Annotated in this window: 21 protein-coding genes; 18 read left to right on the top strand and 3 right to left on the bottom strand. The window is 71.1% G+C overall.

The annotated features are described in order from the left end of the window. Positions 1-72 precede the first annotated feature (72 nt). A complete protein-coding gene (locus ACWGKJ_RS11185) occupies positions 73-1,080 on the bottom strand; it encodes a helix-turn-helix domain-containing protein (protein ID WP_385025371.1) in 1,008 nt (335 codons plus the stop codon). Positions 1,081-1,162: 82 nt separating this feature from the next. On the opposite strand from ACWGKJ_RS11185, the gene ACWGKJ_RS11180 reads away from it, so the two are divergent. The 3 genes from ACWGKJ_RS11180 (at position 1,163) to ACWGKJ_RS11170 (ending at position 5,105) form a co-directional block, all read left to right on the top strand. Further along, positions 1,163-2,509, top strand: coding sequence for an APC family permease (locus ACWGKJ_RS11180; protein ID WP_453315711.1), 1,347 nt, complete (start codon positions 1,163-1,165; stop codon positions 2,507-2,509). A gap of 174 nt (positions 2,510-2,683) precedes the next feature. Further along, positions 2,684-3,334, top strand: coding sequence for a CatB-related O-acetyltransferase (locus ACWGKJ_RS11175; protein WP_385025365.1), 651 nt, complete (start codon positions 2,684-2,686; stop codon positions 3,332-3,334). A gap of 286 nt (positions 3,335-3,620) precedes the next feature. Beyond that, a complete protein-coding gene (locus ACWGKJ_RS11170) occupies positions 3,621-5,105 on the top strand; it encodes a PP2C family protein-serine/threonine phosphatase (RefSeq protein WP_385025362.1) in 1,485 nt (494 codons plus the stop codon). 128 nt (positions 5,106-5,233) lie between these two features. Here ACWGKJ_RS11170 and ACWGKJ_RS11165 read toward each other — a convergent pair whose 3' ends face one another. Beyond that, a complete protein-coding gene (locus ACWGKJ_RS11165) occupies positions 5,234-5,710 on the bottom strand; it encodes a DUF5709 domain-containing protein (RefSeq protein ID WP_385025359.1) in 477 nt (158 codons plus the stop codon). A 284-nt stretch (positions 5,711-5,994) separates the two neighbouring features. On the opposite strand from ACWGKJ_RS11165, the gene ACWGKJ_RS11160 reads away from it, so the two are divergent. Continuing rightward, entirely contained in the window at positions 5,995-6,762 is a 768-nt protein-coding gene (locus tag ACWGKJ_RS11160) for a PIG-L family deacetylase (RefSeq protein ID WP_385025356.1), read from the top strand. Between the two features lie 161 nt (positions 6,763-6,923). Continuing rightward, positions 6,924-7,322: an RICIN domain-containing protein gene (locus ACWGKJ_RS11155; RefSeq protein WP_385025353.1), complete on the top strand. Its 399-nt coding sequence runs from the start codon at positions 6,924-6,926 to the stop codon at positions 7,320-7,322. A gap of 64 nt (positions 7,323-7,386) precedes the next feature. Here ACWGKJ_RS11155 and ACWGKJ_RS11150 read toward each other — a convergent pair whose 3' ends face one another. Continuing rightward, positions 7,387-7,791 (bottom strand): TraR/DksA family transcriptional regulator, encoded by a 405-nt coding sequence (locus tag ACWGKJ_RS11150; protein ID WP_385025351.1) that lies wholly within the window; start codon positions 7,789-7,791, stop codon positions 7,387-7,389. A gap of 91 nt (positions 7,792-7,882) precedes the next feature. Here ACWGKJ_RS11150 and ACWGKJ_RS11145 point away from each other — a divergent pair, with 91 nt between their 5' ends. The 13 genes from ACWGKJ_RS11145 (at position 7,883) to ACWGKJ_RS11085 (ending at position 21,117) form a co-directional block, all read left to right on the top strand. Continuing rightward, complete coding sequence (locus tag ACWGKJ_RS11145) at positions 7,883-8,158, top strand: hypothetical protein (RefSeq protein WP_385025348.1); 276 nt, start codon at positions 7,883-7,885, stop codon at positions 8,156-8,158. A 118-nt stretch (positions 8,159-8,276) separates the two neighbouring features. Next, positions 8,277-8,687 carry a VOC family protein gene (locus ACWGKJ_RS11140; protein ID WP_385025345.1) on the top strand — a complete coding sequence of 137 codons (411 nt, stop codon included), beginning with the start codon at positions 8,277-8,279 and terminating at the stop codon, positions 8,685-8,687. 115 nt (positions 8,688-8,802) lie between these two features. Continuing rightward, a complete protein-coding gene (locus ACWGKJ_RS11135; protein ID WP_385025342.1) occupies positions 8,803-9,225 on the top strand; it encodes a DUF6003 family protein in 423 nt (140 codons plus the stop codon). 404 nt (positions 9,226-9,629) lie between these two features. Next, positions 9,630-9,785, top strand: a complete 156-nt coding sequence (locus ACWGKJ_RS11130) for a DUF6131 family protein (protein ID WP_385025431.1) — start codon at positions 9,630-9,632, stop codon at positions 9,783-9,785. A gap of 127 nt (positions 9,786-9,912) precedes the next feature. Further along, a complete protein-coding gene (locus ACWGKJ_RS11125; RefSeq protein ID WP_385025339.1) occupies positions 9,913-10,908 on the top strand; it encodes an Lrp/AsnC family transcriptional regulator in 996 nt (331 codons plus the stop codon). A gap of 113 nt (positions 10,909-11,021) precedes the next feature. Next, positions 11,022-12,485, top strand: a complete 1,464-nt coding sequence (locus ACWGKJ_RS11120; protein WP_385025336.1) for an amidase — start codon at positions 11,022-11,024, stop codon at positions 12,483-12,485. Between the two features lie 24 nt (positions 12,486-12,509). Then, on the top strand, positions 12,510-12,737 hold the full coding sequence (locus ACWGKJ_RS11115) for a hypothetical protein (protein WP_385025333.1): 228 nt from the start codon (positions 12,510-12,512) through the stop codon (positions 12,735-12,737). Next, entirely contained in the window at positions 12,734-14,182 is a 1,449-nt protein-coding gene (locus ACWGKJ_RS11110; protein ID WP_385025330.1) for a sodium:solute symporter family protein, read from the top strand. The genes ACWGKJ_RS11115 and ACWGKJ_RS11110 overlap by 4 nt, the downstream gene beginning before the upstream one ends. Positions 14,183-14,287: 105 nt before the next feature. Then, positions 14,288-15,730 (top strand): acyl-CoA synthetase, encoded by a 1,443-nt coding sequence (locus ACWGKJ_RS11105; RefSeq protein ID WP_385025328.1) that lies wholly within the window; start codon positions 14,288-14,290, stop codon positions 15,728-15,730. Beyond that, positions 15,723-17,093 (top strand): carboxyl transferase domain-containing protein, encoded by a 1,371-nt coding sequence (locus tag ACWGKJ_RS11100; RefSeq protein WP_453315710.1) that lies wholly within the window; start codon positions 15,723-15,725, stop codon positions 17,091-17,093. Before ACWGKJ_RS11105 ends, ACWGKJ_RS11100 begins: the two co-directional genes overlap by 8 nt. A 374-nt stretch (positions 17,094-17,467) precedes the next feature. Further along, positions 17,468-18,781, top strand: coding sequence for an MFS transporter (locus tag ACWGKJ_RS11095; RefSeq protein ID WP_385025322.1), 1,314 nt, complete (start codon positions 17,468-17,470; stop codon positions 18,779-18,781). A gap of 95 nt (positions 18,782-18,876) precedes the next feature. Continuing rightward, entirely contained in the window at positions 18,877-20,091 is a 1,215-nt protein-coding gene (locus tag ACWGKJ_RS11090; protein ID WP_385025319.1) for an MFS transporter, read from the top strand. Positions 20,092-20,283: 192 nt separating this feature from the next. Next, on the top strand, positions 20,284-21,117 hold the full coding sequence (locus ACWGKJ_RS11085) for an aldo/keto reductase (protein WP_385025316.1): 834 nt from the start codon (positions 20,284-20,286) through the stop codon (positions 21,115-21,117). Positions 21,118-21,133: the final 16 nt, after the last annotated feature.

The following is a 21,133-nucleotide window of genomic DNA, read 5'->3' as shown; positions in this document are numbered from 1 at the left end:
CGCCACCGGCCAGGCCTCGCTGCCCCGCCGTCGCCGCCAAGGCAGCGTGGCCAGGCCCGCTGCGCCGTCCCGCTATCCCCGCGTCCCGTTCCCCGGCCGAGCCCCTGCCTGCGGATCACGGCTGCCGAGGAAGGCGAGGCGGTACGCCTGAGGGGGGAGGCCGACACGGCGGATGAAGTGACGGCGCAGATTCGCCGCACTGCCGAGTCCGCTGGCGACGGACACCTGTTCCACGGGGAGCGTGCTGGTCTCCAGCAGGTGCTGGGCGCGTCGGATGCGCTCCTGCTGGAGCCAGCGCATGGGGGGCACCCCGATGGTCTCCTCGAAGCGGCGGGCCAGGGTCCGCCGGCTGAGGCTCGCCTGCCGGGCGAGGTCGGCGAGAGTGATCGACCGGTCCAGCCGGGCCCGTGCCCAGTCCAGAAGCGGCCCGAGCGTGATGTCGTCGCGGCCCACGGCGGGCAGTTCGACGTACTGGGACTGGCCGCCCGCCCGGTGCGGTGGTGTCACCAGGCGGCGGGCCAGCGCATTGGCCACGGAGGCCCCATGGTCGACGCGCACCAGCTCCAGACAGAGGTCGATACCGGCGGCGGTCCCGGCCGAGGTGTAGACCCCGCCGTCCTCGACGTAGAGCACCTTCGGATCGAGGCGTACGTCCGGGTGGCGCCGGTTGAGTTCATCGGCATGCATCCAGTGGGTGGTGGCACGGCGGCCGTCCAGAAGTCCCGCTGCCGCCAGGACGAACGCGCCCGAACAGATGGCCGCGACGCGTGCCCCCGCCGCGTGTGCCGCCCGGACCGCCTCGACCAGCTCGGCGGGCTGTTCCCGGTGCACGTTGGCGCAGGCGGGCACCACCACCGTGTCCGCCAGGACCAGGTCGTCCAGGTCACCGGCGCCACCCGCGACGAAACCGTGCGCGACCGTCGTACCGGGGGCCGCCGCGCAGACGCGCAGGTCGTACCACGGGTCCGCCAGGTCGGGCCGGTCGATGCCGAAGACCTCGCATGCCACGGCCAGTTCGAAGATCGGCGCCTGCTCCGTCACGGCGAGGGCGACGCGGTGCGCGGCAAGGTCCGTTCGCATAAAGGCAATTGTGCCACTGGTCCGGAGAGTGCGGAATCCCGAATCTGGGGGGAGAGACCACCGTGAGAGGGAAGGAACCCGGATGAGCTCCACTCGGCGCCCGGCAGAGGGCAGGCCGAAGTCCCGGCCGAACACACCCGTGGGCAGTCCGGGAGAGGACTCGCCGGCACGGGGCACGATCGGCTACGGACAGGCGGTCGCCCTGTACGTCGGAGCGGTCCTCGGTGCCGGGGTGCTGGTCCTGCCCGGCCAGGTCGCATCGGCCGCGGGACCCGCCTCCCTGGTGTCGTGGCTGTTCATGGGGCTGCTCGGGCTGCCGCTCGCCATGACGTTCGCCGCCCTGGCCACGCGGTTCCCCGACCCCGGGGGCATCTCCACCTACGCCACCCGCGCCTTCGGACCGACCGCGGGTGGCCTCGCCGGGTGGTTCTACTTCGTCGCCGGATCGGTCGGCCAGACCATCGTGCCGCTGACCGGGGGCTATTACATCGCCGCCGGACTCCGGCTTGACCAGGACGACGCGTTCCTCTTCGCGGCGGCCATCCTCGCGCTGGCGGTCGGGGCCAATCTGGTGGGGCTGCGGCTGAGCGGCCGTGTCCAGCTGGCCCTGTCCGGCGGTGTGGCGCTGCTGCTCCTGGCCGCCACACTGACCGCCCTCTGGCGTGTCCACGCATCGGCGTTCTCCTCTTTTGCGCCGCACGGTCTGTCCGGCGTCGCCCATGGGGCCGTCGTCCTGTTCTTCGCCTTCGCGGGGTGGGAGGCGGTCGCTCACCTGGCGGGTGAATTCCGCGACGTACAGAGGGACTTGACCCGGGCGACAGTGACCACCGTCGCCGTGGTCGTCGTCCTCTACCTCGGTGTCTCCTTCGCCGTCGTCGGTACCGGGACGTACGGCGACGACCGGCTGGACCGGATCGCGGTCGGCCAAGTGCTCGGCGCGGGACTGGGGTTCAGCGCCACCGTCGCCGCCGCGGTGCTGGCCACCGTGATCAGCCTCGGTACCACCAACGCGTTCATCGCCGCCGTCTCCAGGCTGGGTTACGGACTCGGGCGGGACGGCTGGCTCCCGGCGCCGCTGGGGCGGCGCAACGCTCGTGGCGTACCGGTGGCCGGTGTGCTGACCGTGGGCGGGATCGGGGCGGTCGGTCTGGTGGTCACACGGATCGGTGGCTGGGGTACAGAGGACATCGTCGGCCTCCCGGCGTCCCTCGTCCTGGTGACCTACCTCATCGGCACCGCGGCGGGGGTGCGCCTGCTGACCGGGCGGGCCCGCGTCCACGCGCTGACCGCCCTGGTCCTCACCGCGGTGATCACTCCCTTCGCGGCCGGATACATCGCGGTCCCGGCGCTCGTCGCGGCCGTCGCCCTCTCCTACCGATGGTCCCGCGGCCGTCTGACTCGCCGTAAGGACGGCCGTGGGACGCGGTGAAGGTGGAACGCGGCCCAGGTGGTGGCAGCGTGACTCCATGTCCGGAGCGGGCTATGGGTGTCCGCGCCGTTGGCGAGCGGGTGGTGGCGCGGCTGGTAAATCGCTGTCCCGGACGGGCCCGGCACCGCGATCATGGGCGGTCCACCGACCCGTAATCCCGAGGAAGAGCCCGCCATGCCTGTGCCCGCCGACCCCACGCTTCTCCACCCGATGCCCGAACAGCCGCGGGTGGTGCAGCTCAGGCCGCTGGTGAAGTCCCCGCTGATCGAAGTCGGGGAGTACTCCTACTACGACGACCCGGACGACGCGACCGCGTTCGAGACGCGCAATGTGCTCTACCACTACGGGCCGGAGAGGCTGGTCATCGGCAGATTCTGCGCGCTGGGCACGGGGGTGCGCTTCCTCATGAACGGCGCCAACCACCGTATGGACGGCCCCTCGACCTTTCCCTTCCCTACTCTGGGCGGCTCGTGGTCCGACCACTTCGACCTGCTCTCCGGCCTGCCGAACCGGGGGGACACGGTCGTCGGCAACGACGTCTGGTTCGGCCACGGTGCGACGGTGCTGCCCGGCGTACGGATCGGACACGGCGCGATCATCGGCGCCGGCTCCGTGGTCACTGACGACGTACCCGACTACGGCATCGTCGGCGGCAATCCGGCCCGGCTGATCCGTACCCGCTTCGACGAGGGGGACATCGCCCGGCTGATGGCGGTCGCGTGGTGGGACTGGCCCTCGCAGCACATCACCGACCATGTACGGATGATCATGTCGGGAAGCGTCGCGGATCTGGAAGCGGCGGCCCGGAGGCTGCCGCCGAGGTGATGCGCTTCCCGGGCCGCTTGACGAGTGCGTGGGTCCCCGGCGACATGAGCTGGAAGGCGGCATCCATCGGGCAGGGGCAGGCGGCGGGTAGGGAGCACCGCCCCGGCTGCCGGCCGGCTCCCAGACCTCCCACCGGACATGCCGTGGCGCGCGCCGGGTCGCAGAATGTGAGGGCGGGCCGTCCTCCTCCGCCGGCCGCCGCCCGTACCGGAGGCAAGGAGTCGGCATGTGCTCGCTGCGGGACCCCTCGGCCGGGAAGCCGGAGAACCGCCCGGGGGAGGGGCGCGTGGACGAAGAAACAGAGCACGAAGAAACAGAGCACGACGAGGCAGAGCACGACGAGGCAGAGCACGACGAGGCAGAGCACGAAGAGGCAGTGCACGATGAGACAGAGCCTGACGAGACAGGACATGAAGGGGCGGATCACGAGGGGGCTGATCACGGCGGCGACGGGGCAGAGCCCTACGAGGTTGACGAAGAGGTGCAGCACGCACTCGACCGGCTCACGCTTCTCATCAACGCCGCCGAAGCCCTGGCCGGCACGCTCGACACGGACACCGGAATCCGGCGGCTCTGCCGGACCCTGGTCCCCGGGCTGGCCGACTGGTGCGCCGTGGACCTGCTGGACGAGAGCGGACGCCTGCGCCGAGTCGTCGTCGAACACCGGGACGCCGCGGTGGCGGCCCCCGGCCTGTACGAGGGCCTCCTGCCTCCGGTCGAGGGTTCCGAGGCCAGCTGGGCCCGTGCACTTCAGGGAGTGGGGCCGGTACTCCTCACGGACTTCCACTCCGTACCGGAGGTCGGCGACCCGCTGCGCGCACGCGAGCTGGAACTCTTCCAGGGGCTGGCGACCGACACGGCGGTGGTGGCCCCCCTGCGGGCCCGGCGCCAGGTCTTCGGGGTGCTGACCCTGGCACGTACCCGCCATGAGGCGGCCCTGACCGAGGACAGCCTCTCGCTCGTCGAGGACCTCGCCCACCGGGTGGCCCTGGCCATCGACAACGCGCGTCTGCACTCGGAGGTGCAGCACACGGCCGAGCGTCTGCAGCGCTCACTGCTGCCCGAGTTGCCCGACCACGGGCCGCTGGAACTGTCCGCCCGCTACCAGTCGGCGATGGCCACCGCGAGGGTTGGCGGCGACTGGTACGACGCCTTTGTGCTGCCCGACGGGGCCCTGGCGCTGATCATCGGTGACATCGCAGGCCACGACCTGCGGGCGGCGATCATGATGAGCCAGACCCGGAATATGCTCCGGGGCATCGCCTGCGACCGCAAGGAACCACCCGGAAAGATCCTCGCCCGGCTGGACGCCGCGCACCAGATCCTCTCCCCGCAGCAGACCCTGACCTGCATCTACGGGCTGGTCGAGAAGACCGGGCCCGAGGAGTCCTGGCAGTTCCACTACGCGGTGGCGGGCCATCCCGCGCCCCTGCTGGTGACCCGCGAAGGGGAGACCCGCTTCCTCACCGGCGGCCGGGGGATGCTGCTGGGGATGGACCCCGATGAGCACCGTGCGGGGGCCATCGAACGGCTGCCGCCCGAATCCACGCTTCTGCTGTACACGGACGGTCTGATCGAGCGCCGGGCCGAAGGGCTGGACCGCGGCCTGGCCCGTCTGCGGCAGCACGCGGCGGCTCTGGCGCGCAAGCCGCTGGGGGTGTTCTGCGACGAACTTCTCCACGGGCTGGTGGACGACGGCAACGACGATGTCGCGATGATCGCCGTCCGCATCGGTCCGCCGCGTACGGGTCCTTCCGTAGCGCTTCCGTGAGGGCGGTCACCGTGGCGCCGATGTCCGCTCAGCCCCTCCCGGCCTGGGCCATCCCGGCTCTCCCGGCCCGCGCCATCCCCGCCATCAACGCCGTGCCCGCCCGCCTCGCCTACTCGTCCCCGCCTCGCCTACTCGCCGCTGCCGTCCCCGCCGTCCTCGTCGACGAGGTGCACAGCCGCCTCCTCCGCCGACGCGGCTCCACCGTCGATACCGACGTCATCGGCGAGTACATCGGTCCGCCGCCCGGGCGGATCGTCCGCGGCGCTGAGCCGCCCGGCGCGCGTCTCGCCGCCGGTCTGTTCCCGGGAAGGCTCGCCCTCGCCCTCCGCGAGGTCGCCGATGCCGTCACCGTCGGGCGGTTGCACATCGGTGACTTCCTGGGCGAGCCGTTCGTCGAGCGATTCCGCGCGGCCCTCCTCAGCCCCTGTCGTGCCGGACTTCTCGACGGCCAGCGGGCGTTCGGGAGGGGAGTAGCCCTCCTCCATCTGGTCGTCCAGGTCGCGCTCGTCGAGTGCGTTCTCCATGTCGAGTTCGTCGTTCGGCGGGTCCTGGCCGTCGTCGTCCTGCGGCTGGTACACATCGTCGCCGCGTGCCTGTCCTGGCATGACGCTCTCCTCCTCCGCCTCGCTGACCGTGGGCCACGAGATCTCACGGGTGCGGTCCGGACCGTTCCGGATGGACGTGCACCCGCGTTTCCCGCACCAGCACCACTAAACAACGCGGGACGGAATGCGGCACGGCGGGAACGGCCCACGGGCCCGGCTCGCAGGCGTTCCAGTGCGGTGGTGCCGTCCCGCTCGGTACGGTGGCGCTCCCGGTGACCGCAGCGGTGCAAGCCGCTGGTCGTCCAAGCCGCTGGTTGTCCAAACCGCTACGGAAGGTGGCCCCGTTGTCCGTACCGAGTCTGCTCGCGGTCTTCGCTCACCCGGACGACGAGTCCCTGTCGGCGGGCGGTGTGCTGGCCCGGCACGCGGCCGCCGGTGCCCGGACCGGAGTGGTGACGGCGACCTGGGCCGCCGACAGCCCGCGCGCCGCGGAACTGGCCGAAGCGCTACGGATACTCGGCGCGGGCCGGCCACGGATGCTGGGCTACGCCGACGCCCGCGTACCCGCGTCCGCCCCCGGCGAGGCGCGGTTCTGCGATGCGCCGCTGGATGAGACGGTGCGGCGGTTGGTGGTGCATCTGCGGGAGTTCCGGCCGGAGATCGTGGTGACCCATGACGTCTACGGCGGGCTGACCGGCCACCCCGACCATGTGCACACCCACCGGGTGACCGCACTGGCGGTCCGGGCCGCCGCTCTGGAGCAGCTCTACCCCGAGGCCGGAGCACCGTGGCAGCCCCGGGCGCTGTATCTGGCCACACATCCGCAGTCCGCCGTGCGGAGTCTCGGCGCGGAGCTGGTCCGGGCGGGCACGACGATGTACAGCGTGCCCGACGAGTGGGTCTCCGCGACCGTCGATGTCGGCCCGTGGCTGGAACAGAAGGTCGGCGCCTTGCTGGCGCACCGCAGCGAAGTGCGGCGCGGAGCACTACCGGGCCGGCTGGCCATGCTCACCCCCGCGGACCGGGCGCGGCTGTTGTCGACCGAGTGGTACGTCCGCGATGATCCGCGCCCCGCAGCCGCGCCCGCGCCCCGTACGGACCTGACCGTCTGAGCCGCAGGCGATGACCATCAGGCCGACAGCGGGACTGACGGTCAGGGCCGTCGGGTGGGCTGAAGACGGACCGCCAGCAGCAGTCCGTCGGTGAACTCCCCGCGAAGGCGGACCTCGCGACCTCGCTCCCCGCCTTCAGCCGCTCCGCCCGCGGGCGCTGGGTGTTCACGGCCGACGGAGACGGCTCGTACCGGATCGCCAACGCGGCCACCCGGCAGCTTCTCGGGGTCGACTCCACCGTCGACGCCGGACGGGCGTATGGCGGAAAGCCGAGCGTGACCGGGGCGCCGGCGAGTGGGCCCAACGTCGGCCAGCAGTGGTTCGTCATCCCAGGCTCGACCGTCGCGGGACGGCACACCGGCACGTTCCGGCTGGTCAACCGGTACAGCGGCCTGGTCATCGGAATGTCGGGGAAGAAGGACCGGCTCGCCGAGACCACCCCCACCCGCGCTTGGACGGACACCACGGGCAGTGCGGTCGGCGGGGCCCGGAGAGCAGCGGAGCAGACACTGACGCTCAAGGCCGCGGGGCGGGCCGAGGCCTCGGTCTCGTCGCAGTAGTCACGGTGTGCCGGCGGATCCGCCGGCACACCGGAGCGGTGCGGCGGCTCCGGCGGTGGCCCAATCAGCGGCGGCCCGTCCCGGCGCACCCTACGCATGTGGTGGTTGCCGGACGCACGGCCAGACGTGCCGCGGGTATCGGGCCGCCGCACTGCTCGCACCTTCCGTAGTCGTCCCGTTCCAGCCGGTCCAGCGCATGGTCCAGCTCGGTCAGATGCTCATCGGCCTGGGACAGGAGCGAGGCGACATGGGCGCGCTCGAAGGCGGTGCTCGACCCCTCGGGGTCGTGTTCGTCATCGACCGCGACCAGGGCGTTCGCCTCGACCATGCCGTCGAAGTCGCGCCGCAGGGCCGCGATCTGCTCGGTGGTCGACGCGCGCTCGGCTGCGAGGCGCTCGCGTACGGAACCGGGATCGGTGGGGATCTCATCGGTGGGGGTCTGGGGTACGGGGTCGGACTGACTGTTCATCCGGGGGGCAACACCCACTTCGGTGGTTTCATTCCGTCTTGTCCGCGTGTGCGGTTTGGAGCAGAAATCGAACATACGATCTACTGCGGGGATGGAACGCCACCCCTTCCCGTACGACCTCCTGAAGGCCCAGACCGCCTGGTACGTCACCTACGGACAGCTCGCCGCCGACTCCACGGACGACACGGCCGGACAGCGCCGAAGGCTTCTGCAGCTGTCCCGGACCATCGCCGGACACCCCTACTGGCACACCCCGGCGGGCACCCCCGCCGCCCGGATGGCCCTCAAGGAGCTGGCCCGCACGCGGGCCCGCGTACCGGAACCGCCGAGGCCGGGGCATGCCGGTGAACGAGGGAAGCGGCGGTGAGCCGGAGCGGGTCCCGGGCGGGGCGCGGCTAGCCTCGGCAGCACCGTCGGGACAGCGGGTCTCAGGGCGCCGTCCGGCCGGGAAGGCCCACCCCACGACTTCCAGGAGAGCACACAGGATGGCTACCGCGGCACCGCAGAAGATCACCACGTTCCTGATGTTTGAGGGGCGGGCGGAGGAGGCGATCACGTACTACACCTCGCTCTTCGACGACGCCGAGGTCGTTGACATCACCCGCTACGGCGCAGACGGACCGGGGGAGGAGGGCACCGTCGAGCGGGCCACGTTCTCACTCGCGGGGCAGCGGTTCATGTGCATCGACAGCTATGTGCAGCACGACTTCGGGTTCACCCCGGCCGTGTCGTTGTACGTGCGCTGCCAGGACGAGGCCGAACTCCAGCGGCTGTACAAGGCACTCGCCGAGAAGGGCGCGGAGCTGATGCCGCTGGGCTCCTACGGTTTCAGCGCCAGGTTCGGCTGGGTCACCGACCGCTTCGGCGTCTCCTGGCAGCTCGACCTGCCCGCATAGGGCGGACACCGGCGGAACCGCGGGTGCAACGGGTCGGTGGCGAGTGCGAATTGACGGCCCTCGGGAGCGATAACATCAGGGTGCCGATGTTCGATCGAGAAGGCGATGTCACACGATGGCTGATGAGGCTTACCTGTTCCTGCTCCCTGACCGGCATCCCCGGCTGGGCGCGGCCCTTGCCGCCGTCGGCGCACTTGAGTGCGCGCAGACACCCGCCGTCCACGGCTGGCTGCAGGCCCACGGAGTCTCTTGCTCATCGGAGCAGGTCAGAATCCTCCCCGCGGAGGCGGAGTCCTTCATTCCGCAGAACGCGGAGCGTCTCCCCGTCCCGCTGAGCGAGGAGGAGGCGCTGCGGCTGCACCAGGAGTGTGCGCCCCAGTCCGTCACGGACATGGAGAGCGAGCTTCTGGAGTTCCGCGACACGGTCCAGGACTGGGAGGCTCTTGTGCACCGCGCGCTGACCGCCGGGATCTCCGGGCCGCGCATCGCGCAGCTGACCGGCCTCGACCCCCGGGAGGTCGGCCGTCTGACGGTGTGACCGGTCGGCGGAGCCGGCCTTGACGACGTGTGATGCCCTGCCTGCGACGCCGGCAGGGCATCACCATGTCACCACCGGCGCACCGTCCGGGGCGCCGGGGCGTGCCGCTCTCCGCAGCCGGCTCCGTGGGGCGCGTCGCCGTGGCGGCCACAAATCGTGCCCCGGCTTCACCTCTTCGTGTCTTCTCTCCGCGTCTTCGTGCGGGACCCATGACCCGCGTGTGCATGGGCTGCGGAGGGCCGGGCACACGGATGGAGCACAAAAGGGATCCAGCAGCCACCGATCACGTGGAAGGCCGCGATGTCCCCTGGCCCAGGTCGTGTACCGGGCATGAAGAGGGCGATGCGGATTCCCGCAGGACAGGAATCCGCGCGCACTGAAGAGACGTGAAGATCGGAACTGACATGATCATCCTCGGTGTCATCCTGCTCATCATCGGCCTGCTGGTCGGTATGTCCCTGCTGACGACGGTCGGCGGCATTCTCGTCGTGGTCGGCGCACTTCTCTGGATACTCGGCGCGACCGGACGCGCGGTCGGCGGGCGTAAGCACTACTTCTGACCGGGCCGGCGGCGATTGCCTGCCGGCCGGACCGACCCCGACGGCCTGCCGGGCTCCGCACCGCCGCCTCCGGGGTTCCTGGGTACGGGGCACCGGCCCTCGTACCCGGACCGCATAGGGTCGCGATGTGACGCCACCGACGACTGTGACACCGCCTGTCCGGCAACTCGACGCCCTCGACCGCCGTATCGCCGCAGCGCTCCAGATAGACGGGCGGGCGCCCTGGCGGCGGATCGCCTCCGCGCTCAGGGAGCCGGAGCGGAAGGTGGCCCGGCGCGGTCTGCGGCTTCTGGAGAGCGGGCGGGTGTCCGTCACGGGCCTTGTGGTGCGCGGGGAGACCGTGATCCTGCGGATGAACTGCCGCCCGGGAGCGGTACGGGACGCGGCGGCCGCGGCGGCCGGACGCGACGACGCCGTCTTCAGCTACGTACTGGCGGGGGCAGTCGACTGCGTGGCCGAACTGCAGTGCCCGCCGGGGCAGTTGGCGCATCTGATGCTCGATGAGGTTCCTGCCCTGCCCGGACTTCTCTCGCAGAATGTCTCGCCCGTTCTGCGCTACTTCCGTACGGTGCACGAGTGGCAGCCGGAAATCCTGGACGAGGACGAGATCGCGGCGCTCGGCGGCCGCTCTCCCGTCGCGGACGGCGTCGCCGTGCCGGACTCCGACGTGGGGCCCGAGGAGCGGTCGATCCTGCGGGCGCTGGCCGAGGACGGGCGGTGCACACATGAGGAACTGGCCGCGGTGGCGGGTGTCTCGCTGGCCACCGCCCGTCGGCGAGTGGAATCGCTGACCCGCGACGGACTCGTCAGTATCCGGGCCTCCATGGAGCCCGCGCTGCTCGGCCTGCCGGTCGAGGCGCTGCTGTGGATCAAGACGCGTCCCGACGAGGTGGAGGCCGTCGGGCAGCTGCTCGTCGCCTCACCGCTCGTACGGTACGCGGCGGTCGTCATGGGCGAGTACCAGCTGCTTGTCGATGTCACACAGCCTTCCAAGGCGGCGCTGCACGAGTTCCTGACCGCCGCGCCGTGGGTGCGGCGCGTCCAGGCGGTCCAGTCCCATCTGGTGGTCGAGGCGCTGAAACGGAGCGGGACGGCCACACCCCTCCTCCGGGGTTATGTCTGACGCACCTTCTGGCCCGTTGACCAGAATATGCAAGTGAAAAATATCAGCGTCTGAAAAACTCATGTACGCAGGTCTGTTGACTTATCTGGTCAGCGGCCTTCAATGTGTGCCGCATGATCGAAGACACGGCCGACAGCCTCTGCATGCTCGACGCCACGGAACTCGCAGAGCGTCTGCGCAGCCGCGACCTCTCGGCCCGTGAGGTCGTCCGGGCCCATCTCGACCGGATCGCCCGGATCAACCCCGCGGTCAACGCCATCGTCACCCTGGACGAGGAGGGTGCGCTCGCCGCGGCGGCCGCGGCCGACGAGCGTATGGCGCGGGGCGTGGCGACCGGCCCCCTGCACGGGCTGCCGATCGCGTTCAAGGACACCCATCTGACCCGCGGAATGCGCACCACCCATGGTTCGCCGCTCTTCGCCGACCATGTGCCGGACGAGGACGAACTCCTGGTCCAGCGCATCGAGGCGGCGGGCGCCATCCGTATCGGCAAGACCAACGTGCCCGAGTTCGCGGCGGGTTCGCACACGTTCAATCCGGTTTTCGGCGCGACCCGCAATCCGTACGACACCGGGCGCTCGGCCGGTGGCAGCAGCGGAGGCGCAGCGGCCGCGCTCGCCGCCGGACTGCAGCCGCTGGCCGATGGCAGCGACATGGGCGGCTCGCTGCGCAACCCCGCCTCCTTCTGCAACGTCGTGGGACTGCGGCCCACCCCCGGCCGGGTCCCGTCCCACCCCTCCGGCGATGTGTGGGACACGCTCGCGGTCCCGGGCCCCATGGGGCGCACGGTCGCGGACACCGCCCTGCTCCTCTCCGTTATGGCGGGCCCCGACCCCCGCTGCCCGCTCTCTCTGGAGATGCCGGGCCATGTCTTCCGCGCGCCCGCGGGGAATGGAGGGCGTGCACATGGCCGGGCGGGCGGTCAGCTGACGGGGCTCCGGGTCGCCTGGGCGCCCGACCTCGGCGGGCGGGTGCCTGTCGACCGGGACGTGGCCGGTGTACTGGAGCGACAGGCGGCGGTCTTCGAGGAGTTGGGGTGTCATGTCGAAGAGGCATGCCCGGACCTCGATGGCGCCGAATACGTCTTCAGGACCCTGCGCGCCCAGGCGTTCAGCCTCGGATTCGGACCGCTCCTGGACCAGCGGCGCGACGCGCTCAAGCCCAGCCTCGTCCAGAACATCGAGGAGGGGCGGCGCCTCACCGGCGCGGACCTCGCGCGCGCCACCGCCGAGCACAGCCGTATCCATCTGGCCGCGACCGACTTCTTCGAGCGGTACGACGTGCTGCTCGCGCCCGTCAGCCAGGTCTCCCCGTTCCCCGTCGGCGAGGAGTACCCCACGCTGATCGACGGGCGGCCCCAGCACAGCTATCTCGACTGGATGCGCTCCGCGTACTTCCTCTCCGTACTGGGTGCCCCCGCCCTTTCGGTGCCCGCCGGTTTCACCGGCGCCGGGCTCCCCGTCGGCCTGCAGATCGTGGGCCCGCCGCGTGCCGACGCCGCCGTGCTCGACGTCGGCGCCGCCTTCGAGGCCGCGACCCGGCACGGGCGCCGGCGGCCGGTCATCGCCCCTGCCTGAAGCTGTCGCATCCCGGGAGTCCCCATGAGAAGACTGCACCTGATCTGGGCCGTCGTGCCCGTAATGGCGTTCCTCAGCACACCGTTCCTGCCCTTCGTGAACGGGCCCCACCTCTGGCTCGGCGTCCCCTCCGTACTGGCCTGGTGCCTGTTGTGGACCGCCGGGACGACAGCAGGACTCGCCCTCACCGACCGCTTCGCCCTGCCCGCCGAGGCGCGCGAGGACACCCCCGAGACGGAGACCGCGGCATGAACAGCACCAGTGTCATCGCCACGACCGGCATGCTCGCCATCGCCGTGGTCGGATTCGGCAGACGCCGCCCGGCCAGGGGAAGGCTCGGCGAATGGACCGTGGGCGAAAGGAAGTTCTCCACCTTCACCACCTGGTTTCTCCAAGCGGGGGAGTCCTTCACCACCTTCAGCTTCCTGGGCCTCGCGGGTCTGGCCTTCGGTGGCGGGGTCGCCGCCTCGTACGCCCTCTGCTACCTGGCCATCAACTTCGTCCTGCAGTACTTCACCGCCCCGAGAATGCGCCAACTCGGCGCCAAGCACGGCTATCTGACGCAGGCCGACTTCTTCGCCGAGCGGTACCGCAGCCCGCTCCTGGGCCGGGTCGTCGCCATCGTCGGGGCCGTGTTCCTGCTGCCCTACCTCCAGTTGCAGATCAGCGGACTCGGTCTGATCGTCCAACTGGCGACGGGCAGCCGCACGGGCGGCAACCTCAGCATGATCCTGGCCACCGTCCTGACCGTCGGCTTCGTGCTGTGGTCCGGTATCCGGGGAGTGGCCCGCGTCGCCTACCTCAAGGACGCGCTGATGGTCGTCGGACTCCTCGTCCTGTTCATCGGGGTCGCGATCTCGGTGAAGGGCGGTGTCGGCGGCCTCTTCGAGACCGTACGGAACACTCGCCCCGATCTACTGACGCTCGATCAGAAGGGTTATGACGCCACCTTCTTCGTCAGCGCGGTCATCATCTCCGGTATCGGCGGCGGACTGGGAACCATGGCCCATCTGTGGCCGCCGGTCCTCGCGGCCCGCAGTGGCCGGGCACTGCGCTCCAACGCCGTCTGGCTGCCCCTCTACCAGATAGCCCTCGGCATCCCGGTCATCGTCGGATTCGCCGGGATCCTCATGGTTTCACCGGACTCGCCCGGGAACGCGGTGGCGCTGACGCTCGCCGGTCAGACCCTGCCGGGCTGGCTGGTCGGCGTGGTGGCGGTCGCCGCGGCATCGGCGGCCATGGTGCCGTCCGCCGCGATCATCGTGGGCATCTCCAGCCTGCTGTCCCGCAACGTCCTGAGCGTCCGCAGTGAGCGCACCCAGCTGCGCACGAACCATGTGTGCGCGGTCGTGGCCGCGGCCCTCGCACTCTGTCTCGGGCTGTCCCGCCCCGACCTTCTCGCCAATCTCCTGCTGCTCACCTTCGGCGGACTCAGCCAGCTGGCCCCGGCGATCACCATGGGCCTGGCCAGGAAGGTACGCCTGGACGCGGTCCCCGCACTGCTCGGCATCCTCACCGGGGTCGCGGTTCTCACCTGGCTGACCTTCGGCGACGTGGACCTGGGGACAATGGACCCGGGACTGGTGGCGCTGCTGCCCAACCTCGCCGTCACCGCGGTGGCGCAGCTGGTGGTGCGGTCGCGTACGTCCGGTGAGGAGCCCGGCGGCGTACCGGGTAAGAGGGTCGGGGTGGCCTGAGAGGAGGAGTACCTGGACCGACCGACGCCGACGACAGCGCGTCGCGCGACCCCGCCGACCGCCCGCCCCGCTCAGCCCTCCACCACGAAATGAGGAGTCCGACGTATGCCCCCTCTCTTCCCGGCCCTGACCGCCGGCTCGGCCCGTCCCGCGCTGACCTTCGGCGACCGGTCGCTCACCCATGCCGAACTGGCCGCGGCAGCAGGTGTGTTGGCGTCCCGGATCGGCGGGGCCGGCCGGATCGCCGTCTGGGCCACGCCCACCCTGGAGACCGCCGTGGGCGTGGTCGCCGCGCTGCTCGCCGGAGTGCCCGCCGTACCGCTCAATCCGCGTACCGGTGAGCGCGAGCTGACGCACATCCTGTCCGACAGCGCCCCGTCGCTGGTCCTCGCGGCGCCAGGCGACGAACTGCCCCCGGCGCTGACCGGGCTGGACCGGCTGGACATCGACGTACGGGCGGCGTCCGGGCCTCCCCAGCTCCCCGCCGAGCCGTCCGCCGGGGCGCCCGCGCTGATCGTCTACACCTCAGGCACCACCGGACCGCCCAAGGGCGTCGTCCTGCCCCGCCGGGCGATCACCTCCACGCTGGACGCGCTGGCCGACGCCTGGGAGTGGACCGGCGACGACGTACTGGTCCACTGCCTCCCCCTCTTCCACGTCCACGGGCTGATCCTGGGTATTCTCGGACCGCTGCGCCGGGGCGGGTCCGTGCACCATGCCGGCCGCTTCGAGACGGCCGCGGTCGCCCGCGAACTGGCCGCCCACGGAACGATGTTCTTCGGCGTCCCCACCATGTACCACCGCATCGCGGACGCCCTCGCCGACGACCCCGCGCTCTCCGCTGCGCTGTCCGGTGCCCGCCTCCTGGTGTCGGGGTCGGCCGCGCTCCCCGTGTACGACCACGAGCGCATCGCCTCGGCCACGGGGCGGCGGGTCATCGAGCGGTACGGCATGACGGAGACCCTGATGAACACCAGCGTCCGCGCCGACGGCGAGCCCCGGCCCGGCACGGTCGGCGTGCCGCTGAACGGGGTGCAGGTCCGGCTGGTCGAGGAGACAGGCGAGGAGATCACGGCGTACGACGGTGAGAGCGTCGGTGAGATCCAGGTGTCGGGCCCCAACCTGTTCACCGAGTATCTGAACCGCCCGGACGCGACCGCCGCGGCCTTCGACGGCGAGTGGTTCCGTACCGGCGACATGGCGACGCGCGATCCCGACGGGGCCGTACGCATCGTCGGCCGCAAGGCCACCGACCTCATCAAGAGCGGCGGCTACAAGATCGGCGCGGGGGAGATCGAGAACGCCCTGCTCGACCACCCTTCGGTACGTGAGGCGGCGGTCACCGGGGAGGCCGACCCGGACCTGGGGGAGCGCATCGTCGCCTGGATCGTCCCCGCGGACATGCGGCGCCCGCCCACCGCCGACGAGCTGAGCCGGCATGTGGCACAGCAGCTGGCTCCCCACAAGCGGCCCCGCGAGGTGCGGCTGCTCGACGAGCTGCCCCGCAACGACATGGGCAAGATCATGAAGCGCGCGCTGCATGCCTGAGGCGTGGACCGCACGCGAGGCGATCGGCGCCGTGGCGGATCCGGGTTCCTTCACCGAACTGGCGCCCCCGCCGCGCGCCGGAGCGGCCGACGGGCCACTCGGCTGGCCCGGGTACGACGAGTCGGCCGCGCGGGCCGCGGCGACGACCGGTGAGCGCGAGTCCGTGGTCTGCGGGACCGCGTCGGTCGGCGGCAGCGGCGCCGTTCTCGTCTCCTTCGAGTTCGGCTTCCTCGGCGGCTCGCTCGGCGAGGCCACCGGTGACCTCCTGGAGGCGGCCTTCACCCTGGCGGGGGAGCGGCGCCTCCCGCTCGTCACGCTGACCGCCACCGGTGGCAGCCGGATGCAGGAGGGCATGCGGGCGCTGACCCAACTACAGCGTGTGGCACGGCAGTCCGCGCTGCTGCGGGCCGCCGGTATCCCGCAGATCGCGGTCGCGCGCGACCCCACGACGGGCGGTGGCTGGGCCACCCTCGGAGCCGGTGCGGACATCGTCCTCGCGCTGCCCGGCGGGCAGGTGGGATTCGCCGGATCACGGGTACGGCCACCGGACGCCGACCCGGCCGCGTACAGCGCCGAAGGTCAACGGGCCGCCGGGCACATCGACGCGCTGGTCCACTCCGATGAGCTGCGTACCGCCCTGGCCGACTGGCTGTTGCTGCTGTCCGGACCGCGGGGCGCCGAGGCGCCCGAGCCGCCCGGCACGCCTGTCACCGGACCGGGGCGCGGCCTCACCGGCCTGGAGGCGGTCGCCCTGGCCCGGTCAGCCGGTCGCCCACGGGCCGCCGCCTGTCTCACCGCCTACTTCGGCGGCCCCGTCCGGGAGATCTCGGGGGACCGGTGCGGCGGCACCGACCCGGGGATGCGCTGCGGCTTCGGAATCCACCGGGGGCGGACCGTCGCCTACGCGGCGCAGTGCGGTACGCCGACCCGTCCCGCCGGTTACCGCACCGCCACCCGTCTGGTCACCCTCGCCGACGCTCTGGGCATCCCGGTCCTCACCCTCATCGACACACCCGGCGCCGCCAACGACGCCGAAGCGGAACGGTCCGGGGCCGGTCCGGCCATCGCCGGGCTCTTCCACGCCATGGCCACCGCCCGGGTGCCGCTCACCTCGCTCCTCGTCGGCGAGGGCGGTTCCGGCGGCGCACTGGCGCTGGCCGCGCCGGGCAACCTCTGGGCCGCGCAGGACAGTTACTTCTCGGTGATCGCGCCGGAGGCGGCCGCCGCCATCCTCAAGCGCGGCCCGGACCGGATCGGGGAGACCGCCGAGCAACTGCGTCTGCGCCCCGAGGATCTGGTGGAGCTGGGCATCGTACGCGGAGTGGTGAGCCTCGGCGAAATGAGTCTCCCACCTGCTCACTGAGGCCGTACGGCAGGGACGCCGGGCCCCGCCCGGGGCGGACCGCCTCCGGCCGGGGCCCGGCTCAGTGCTGCGGGCCAGTCCTCAGGCCTCGTCCGGCCCCTCGTACGCCTTCGCCGGACAGCCCGAACACAGGCTGACGGGCCGTCAGTTCGAAGACCGTTCCGATCAATCGCGGCCCACCTCTTGACACGTTTCCATTCATCGATGAATCTACATGAAACTTGTTATTCATGGCGTGGCAAGGGTGCGGGGCGGGACTCCACCGTCCGCCGGCCCGCACCTGACCGTACGTGGGCGGGCGCCGGGAAAGACGACTTCCACGAGGATAGGACCTAAGTGGGACGATGCCTGAAAATAAGCTAGCTCCTGTTCCGGTGGCAGAGCCGGAACTCGTCCCCTTTGACGACGCGCCTCTCAACAGATTCCATATCAAAATCACCGCGCTCACCTTCGGGGCCAATTTTTCCGACGGATACCAACTCGGCGTCATCGGAATCGCGTTGACGCTCATACGGCCCCAGATGGGATTCGGCTCCGCCTGGGAAGGGCTGCTGGGGGCCTCGGCGCTCATCGGTATCTTCATCGGCAGCATCACCCTCGGCTGGCTTGCGGACCGCATAGGACGTCAGCAGCTCTACATGCTGAACTTCGTTCTGATCACTGTGGCGTCGATCGCGCAGTTCTGGGCCGGCGGGCCGGTGGAGCTCTTCGTCCTGCGGCTCCTCATCGGGATCGGGATCGGCGCCGACTACGCGATCGGGCCGACGCTCGTGGCCGAATTCTGTCCCCGGCGCCACCGCGGATTTCTGCTGGCCTCGCTCACCGCCATGTGGACGATCGGCTACATCTGCTCCTTCTTCTTCGGCAACTACCTCATCGACCAGGGCGGCGACGCCTGGCGGTGGCTGCTGGCCAGCAGTGCGCTGCCCGCGCTGGTGGTCCTGCTCATGCGCATCGGCACCCCGGAATCACCTCGATGGCTGATCAGCAAGGGGCGGGTGGAAGAGGCCCGTGCCGTCGTGGAGAAGTACATCGGCCGGCATGTGGACTTCGCCTCCATCGCCGCCGGTCCCGGCACCGAGAAGGCCCCCTCGGCCTCCTATCGCGGACTGTTCAGCGCGGAACAATGGCGCAAGACCGCATTCGGCGTCCTCTATTACAACTGCCAGGTCATCCCCTACTTCGCCATCTACACATTCCTGCCCATCGTCATGGCCAAGTTCGGGCTGAAGGGCGGTTTTCTCGGCGACGGGCTGCTGAACGTTTTCCTTCTGCTCGGCAGCATCGCCGGACTCTGGTTCGTGGCGCGATTCTCACGCCGCGGATTCGTCATCGGGTCCTTTGCGGTGATGGCTGTCGCACTGGGCCCCATGGGGGTCTGGCCGGGAGCGCCGAAGCTTCTGCTCTTCGTTCTCTTCCTGGTCTTCACCTTCATGATGTCGGCCTCGTCCAATCTCGACCAGGTCTATCCCCCTGAGCTCTTCTCGACGGCTCTGCGCAGTTCCGGTGTCGGACTGCTCAACGGCCTCAGCCGGGTCGGTTCCGCCGTCGGCACCTTTCTGCTGCCGATGAGCATCGACCATCTCGGCTTCTCGCCGTCCATGACGATTCTCAGCGTGTTCCTGGTACTCGGCGCCGTGGTGTCCTTCGCCTGGGCGCCCGAGACGTCCGGGGCGACCCTGGACTGAGACGGACGGACCCGGCGGGAGCGCCCTGCCCCTGCCGGGTCCGCCCGGACCTTCCCGCGCCGCGCCGGGGCGCCCCGGTCGTTACGGTGTTCGCTATGGACAGAGCATCGACGAGCCCGGCGCCGGCGCGGCCCTGGCAGTACAAGGCGGCCGCGTTCACCTTCGCGGTCGGCATGGCCGGAACCACTCTGCCCACCCCGCTGTACGGGCTCTACCAGGAGCAGATCGGGTTCTCGTCACTGATGGTGACGATCATCTTCGCGACGTACGCGGCCGGAGTCATCGCCGTACTCGTCCTGGCGAGCGACTTCTCGGACCTGCTGGGCCGGCGCCCGGTGCTGCTGGCGGCGCTCGGGTTCTCCGTGGCGAGCGCGCTGTGCTTTGTCTTCGAGGGGGGCCTGCCGCTGCTCTTCACCGGCCGGGTCCTTTCCGGGCTGTCCGCGGGGCTCTTCACCGGCACCGCCACCGTCGCCGTGATGGAGCTGGCGCCGGGAGACCGGCGCGGCCGGGCGGGATTCGCGGCGACCGCGGCGAACATGGGCGGCCTGGGCTGCGGGCCACTGCTGGCCGGGATTCTGGCGGCCTACGCGCCCTGGCCGCTGCGGCTGCCGTACCTCGTCCACCTGGGGCTGCTGGCGCTGGCCATCGCGCTGACGCTCCCGCTGCCCGAGACCGTACCCCGCCGCGAGCCGCGCCCCGCGCTGCGGCCCAGGCTGCCACACGTACCCCAGCAGGTACGCGGCGTGTTCGTCCCCGCCGCGCTGGCCGCTTTCGCCGGGTTCTCGATGTTCGGTCTTTTCACCTCGGTCGCACCGAGCTTCATGGCCAAGACACTGGGAGTGCAGGACCTGGCGGTATCCGGAGCGGTGGTCTTCGCGGCGTTCGCGGCCTCCACGGTGGGGCAGTTGGCGATGGTCCGGATCGGTGTGGCGCGCGCGCTCCCCGCAGGGTGCTTCGTACTCGTGGCCGGAATGGTGTGCATCGGCTGCTCCCTGCTGTTCACCTCGCTGGCGCTGCTGGTGGTGGGCGCGGTGGTGTCGGGGCTCGGCCAGGGACTCTCGTTCAGGGCCGGGATGGCCGCGGTGAGCGCCCGAGCGCCCGAGGACCGGCGCGGCGAGACCACGTCGGCCTACTTCGTGGTGGCGTATCTGGGCATCTCACTGCCGGTGATCGGAGTCGGAGCGCTCACCCTCGCGCTCGGCCTCCGCGACGCCGGGCTGGTCTTCGCCGCCTGTGTGGTGGTGTTCGCCGCGGCGGTCGGCGGACGGCTGCTGCGCCACCCGTCTGTGGAGCCCGCCGGATCCGGGTGAACGGAGCCACCGCACGACGGCCCCGGACCCGTCAGCCCCGGGCCCGGCACCCCGTATGACCGGTGACGGACAGGGCCGGGGCTGACGGGCCCGCCGTCCCGCGGCCTGCGATCCTGGATCAAGCCCCCGTGGCTACGAGGTCCGCCCCGGTCCGGGACAGGGCCCAGGCGCGCACCAGAGGAGAGACCCACGATGACAGCGGTTCGCACAGTGACACTCCCCTCCGGGGCCGCGGTGCCCGCTCTGGGGCAGGGCACCTGGCACATGGGGGACGATCCCGCGCGGCGCTCCGGCGAACTCACCGCGCTGCGCCGGGGTATCGACCTGGGCATGACGCTGATCGACACGGCGGAGATGTACGGGAGCGGCGCCGCCGAGGAACTCGTCGGCGAGGCGATCCGCGGCCGGCGGGACGAGGTCTTCCTGGTGAGCAAGGTACTGCCGTCGAACGCCGATGCCCGCGGCACCGTCAAAGCCTGCCGGGCGAGCCTGCGCAGGCTGGGGACCGACCGGATCGACCTCTATCTGCTGCACTGGCCCGGCGGCGTACCGCTCGCCGAGACGGTCGAGGCCTTCGAGGCGCTGGTGGCGGACGGCAGTATCGGCTCGTGGGGCGTCAGCAACTTCGACGTGGACGATCTGGACGGGCTGCCGGGCGGGGCGCGCCCCCAGACGGACCAGGTGCTCTACAACCTCACCCGGCGCGGCCCCGAGCACGCGCTCCTCCCTCGGTGCCGGGAGCTGTCGGTGCCGGTCATGGCGTACTCACCGGTCGAGCAGGGCCGGTTGCTGGGGCACCAGGCCCTGGGGGCGGTGGCCGCCGCGCAGGGGAGCACCCCGGCTCAGGTGGCACTCGCCTGGGTGCTGCGGCACGAGAACGTCATCGCCATCCCCAAGGCATCGTCCGCGGCCCATGTGGAGGAGAACCGGGCGGCCCTCGATCTGCGCCTCACCGACGAGGACCTGCGGGCTCTGGACGGGGCATTTCCTCCCCCGGCGGGGAGGGGAACGCTGGAGATGCTCTGACCCCGGGGTGGCCGGG

This window comes from Streptomyces sp. NPDC054757, from assembly GCF_053612185.1.
This window is presented reverse-complemented; position numbering and strand designations above follow the sequence as displayed.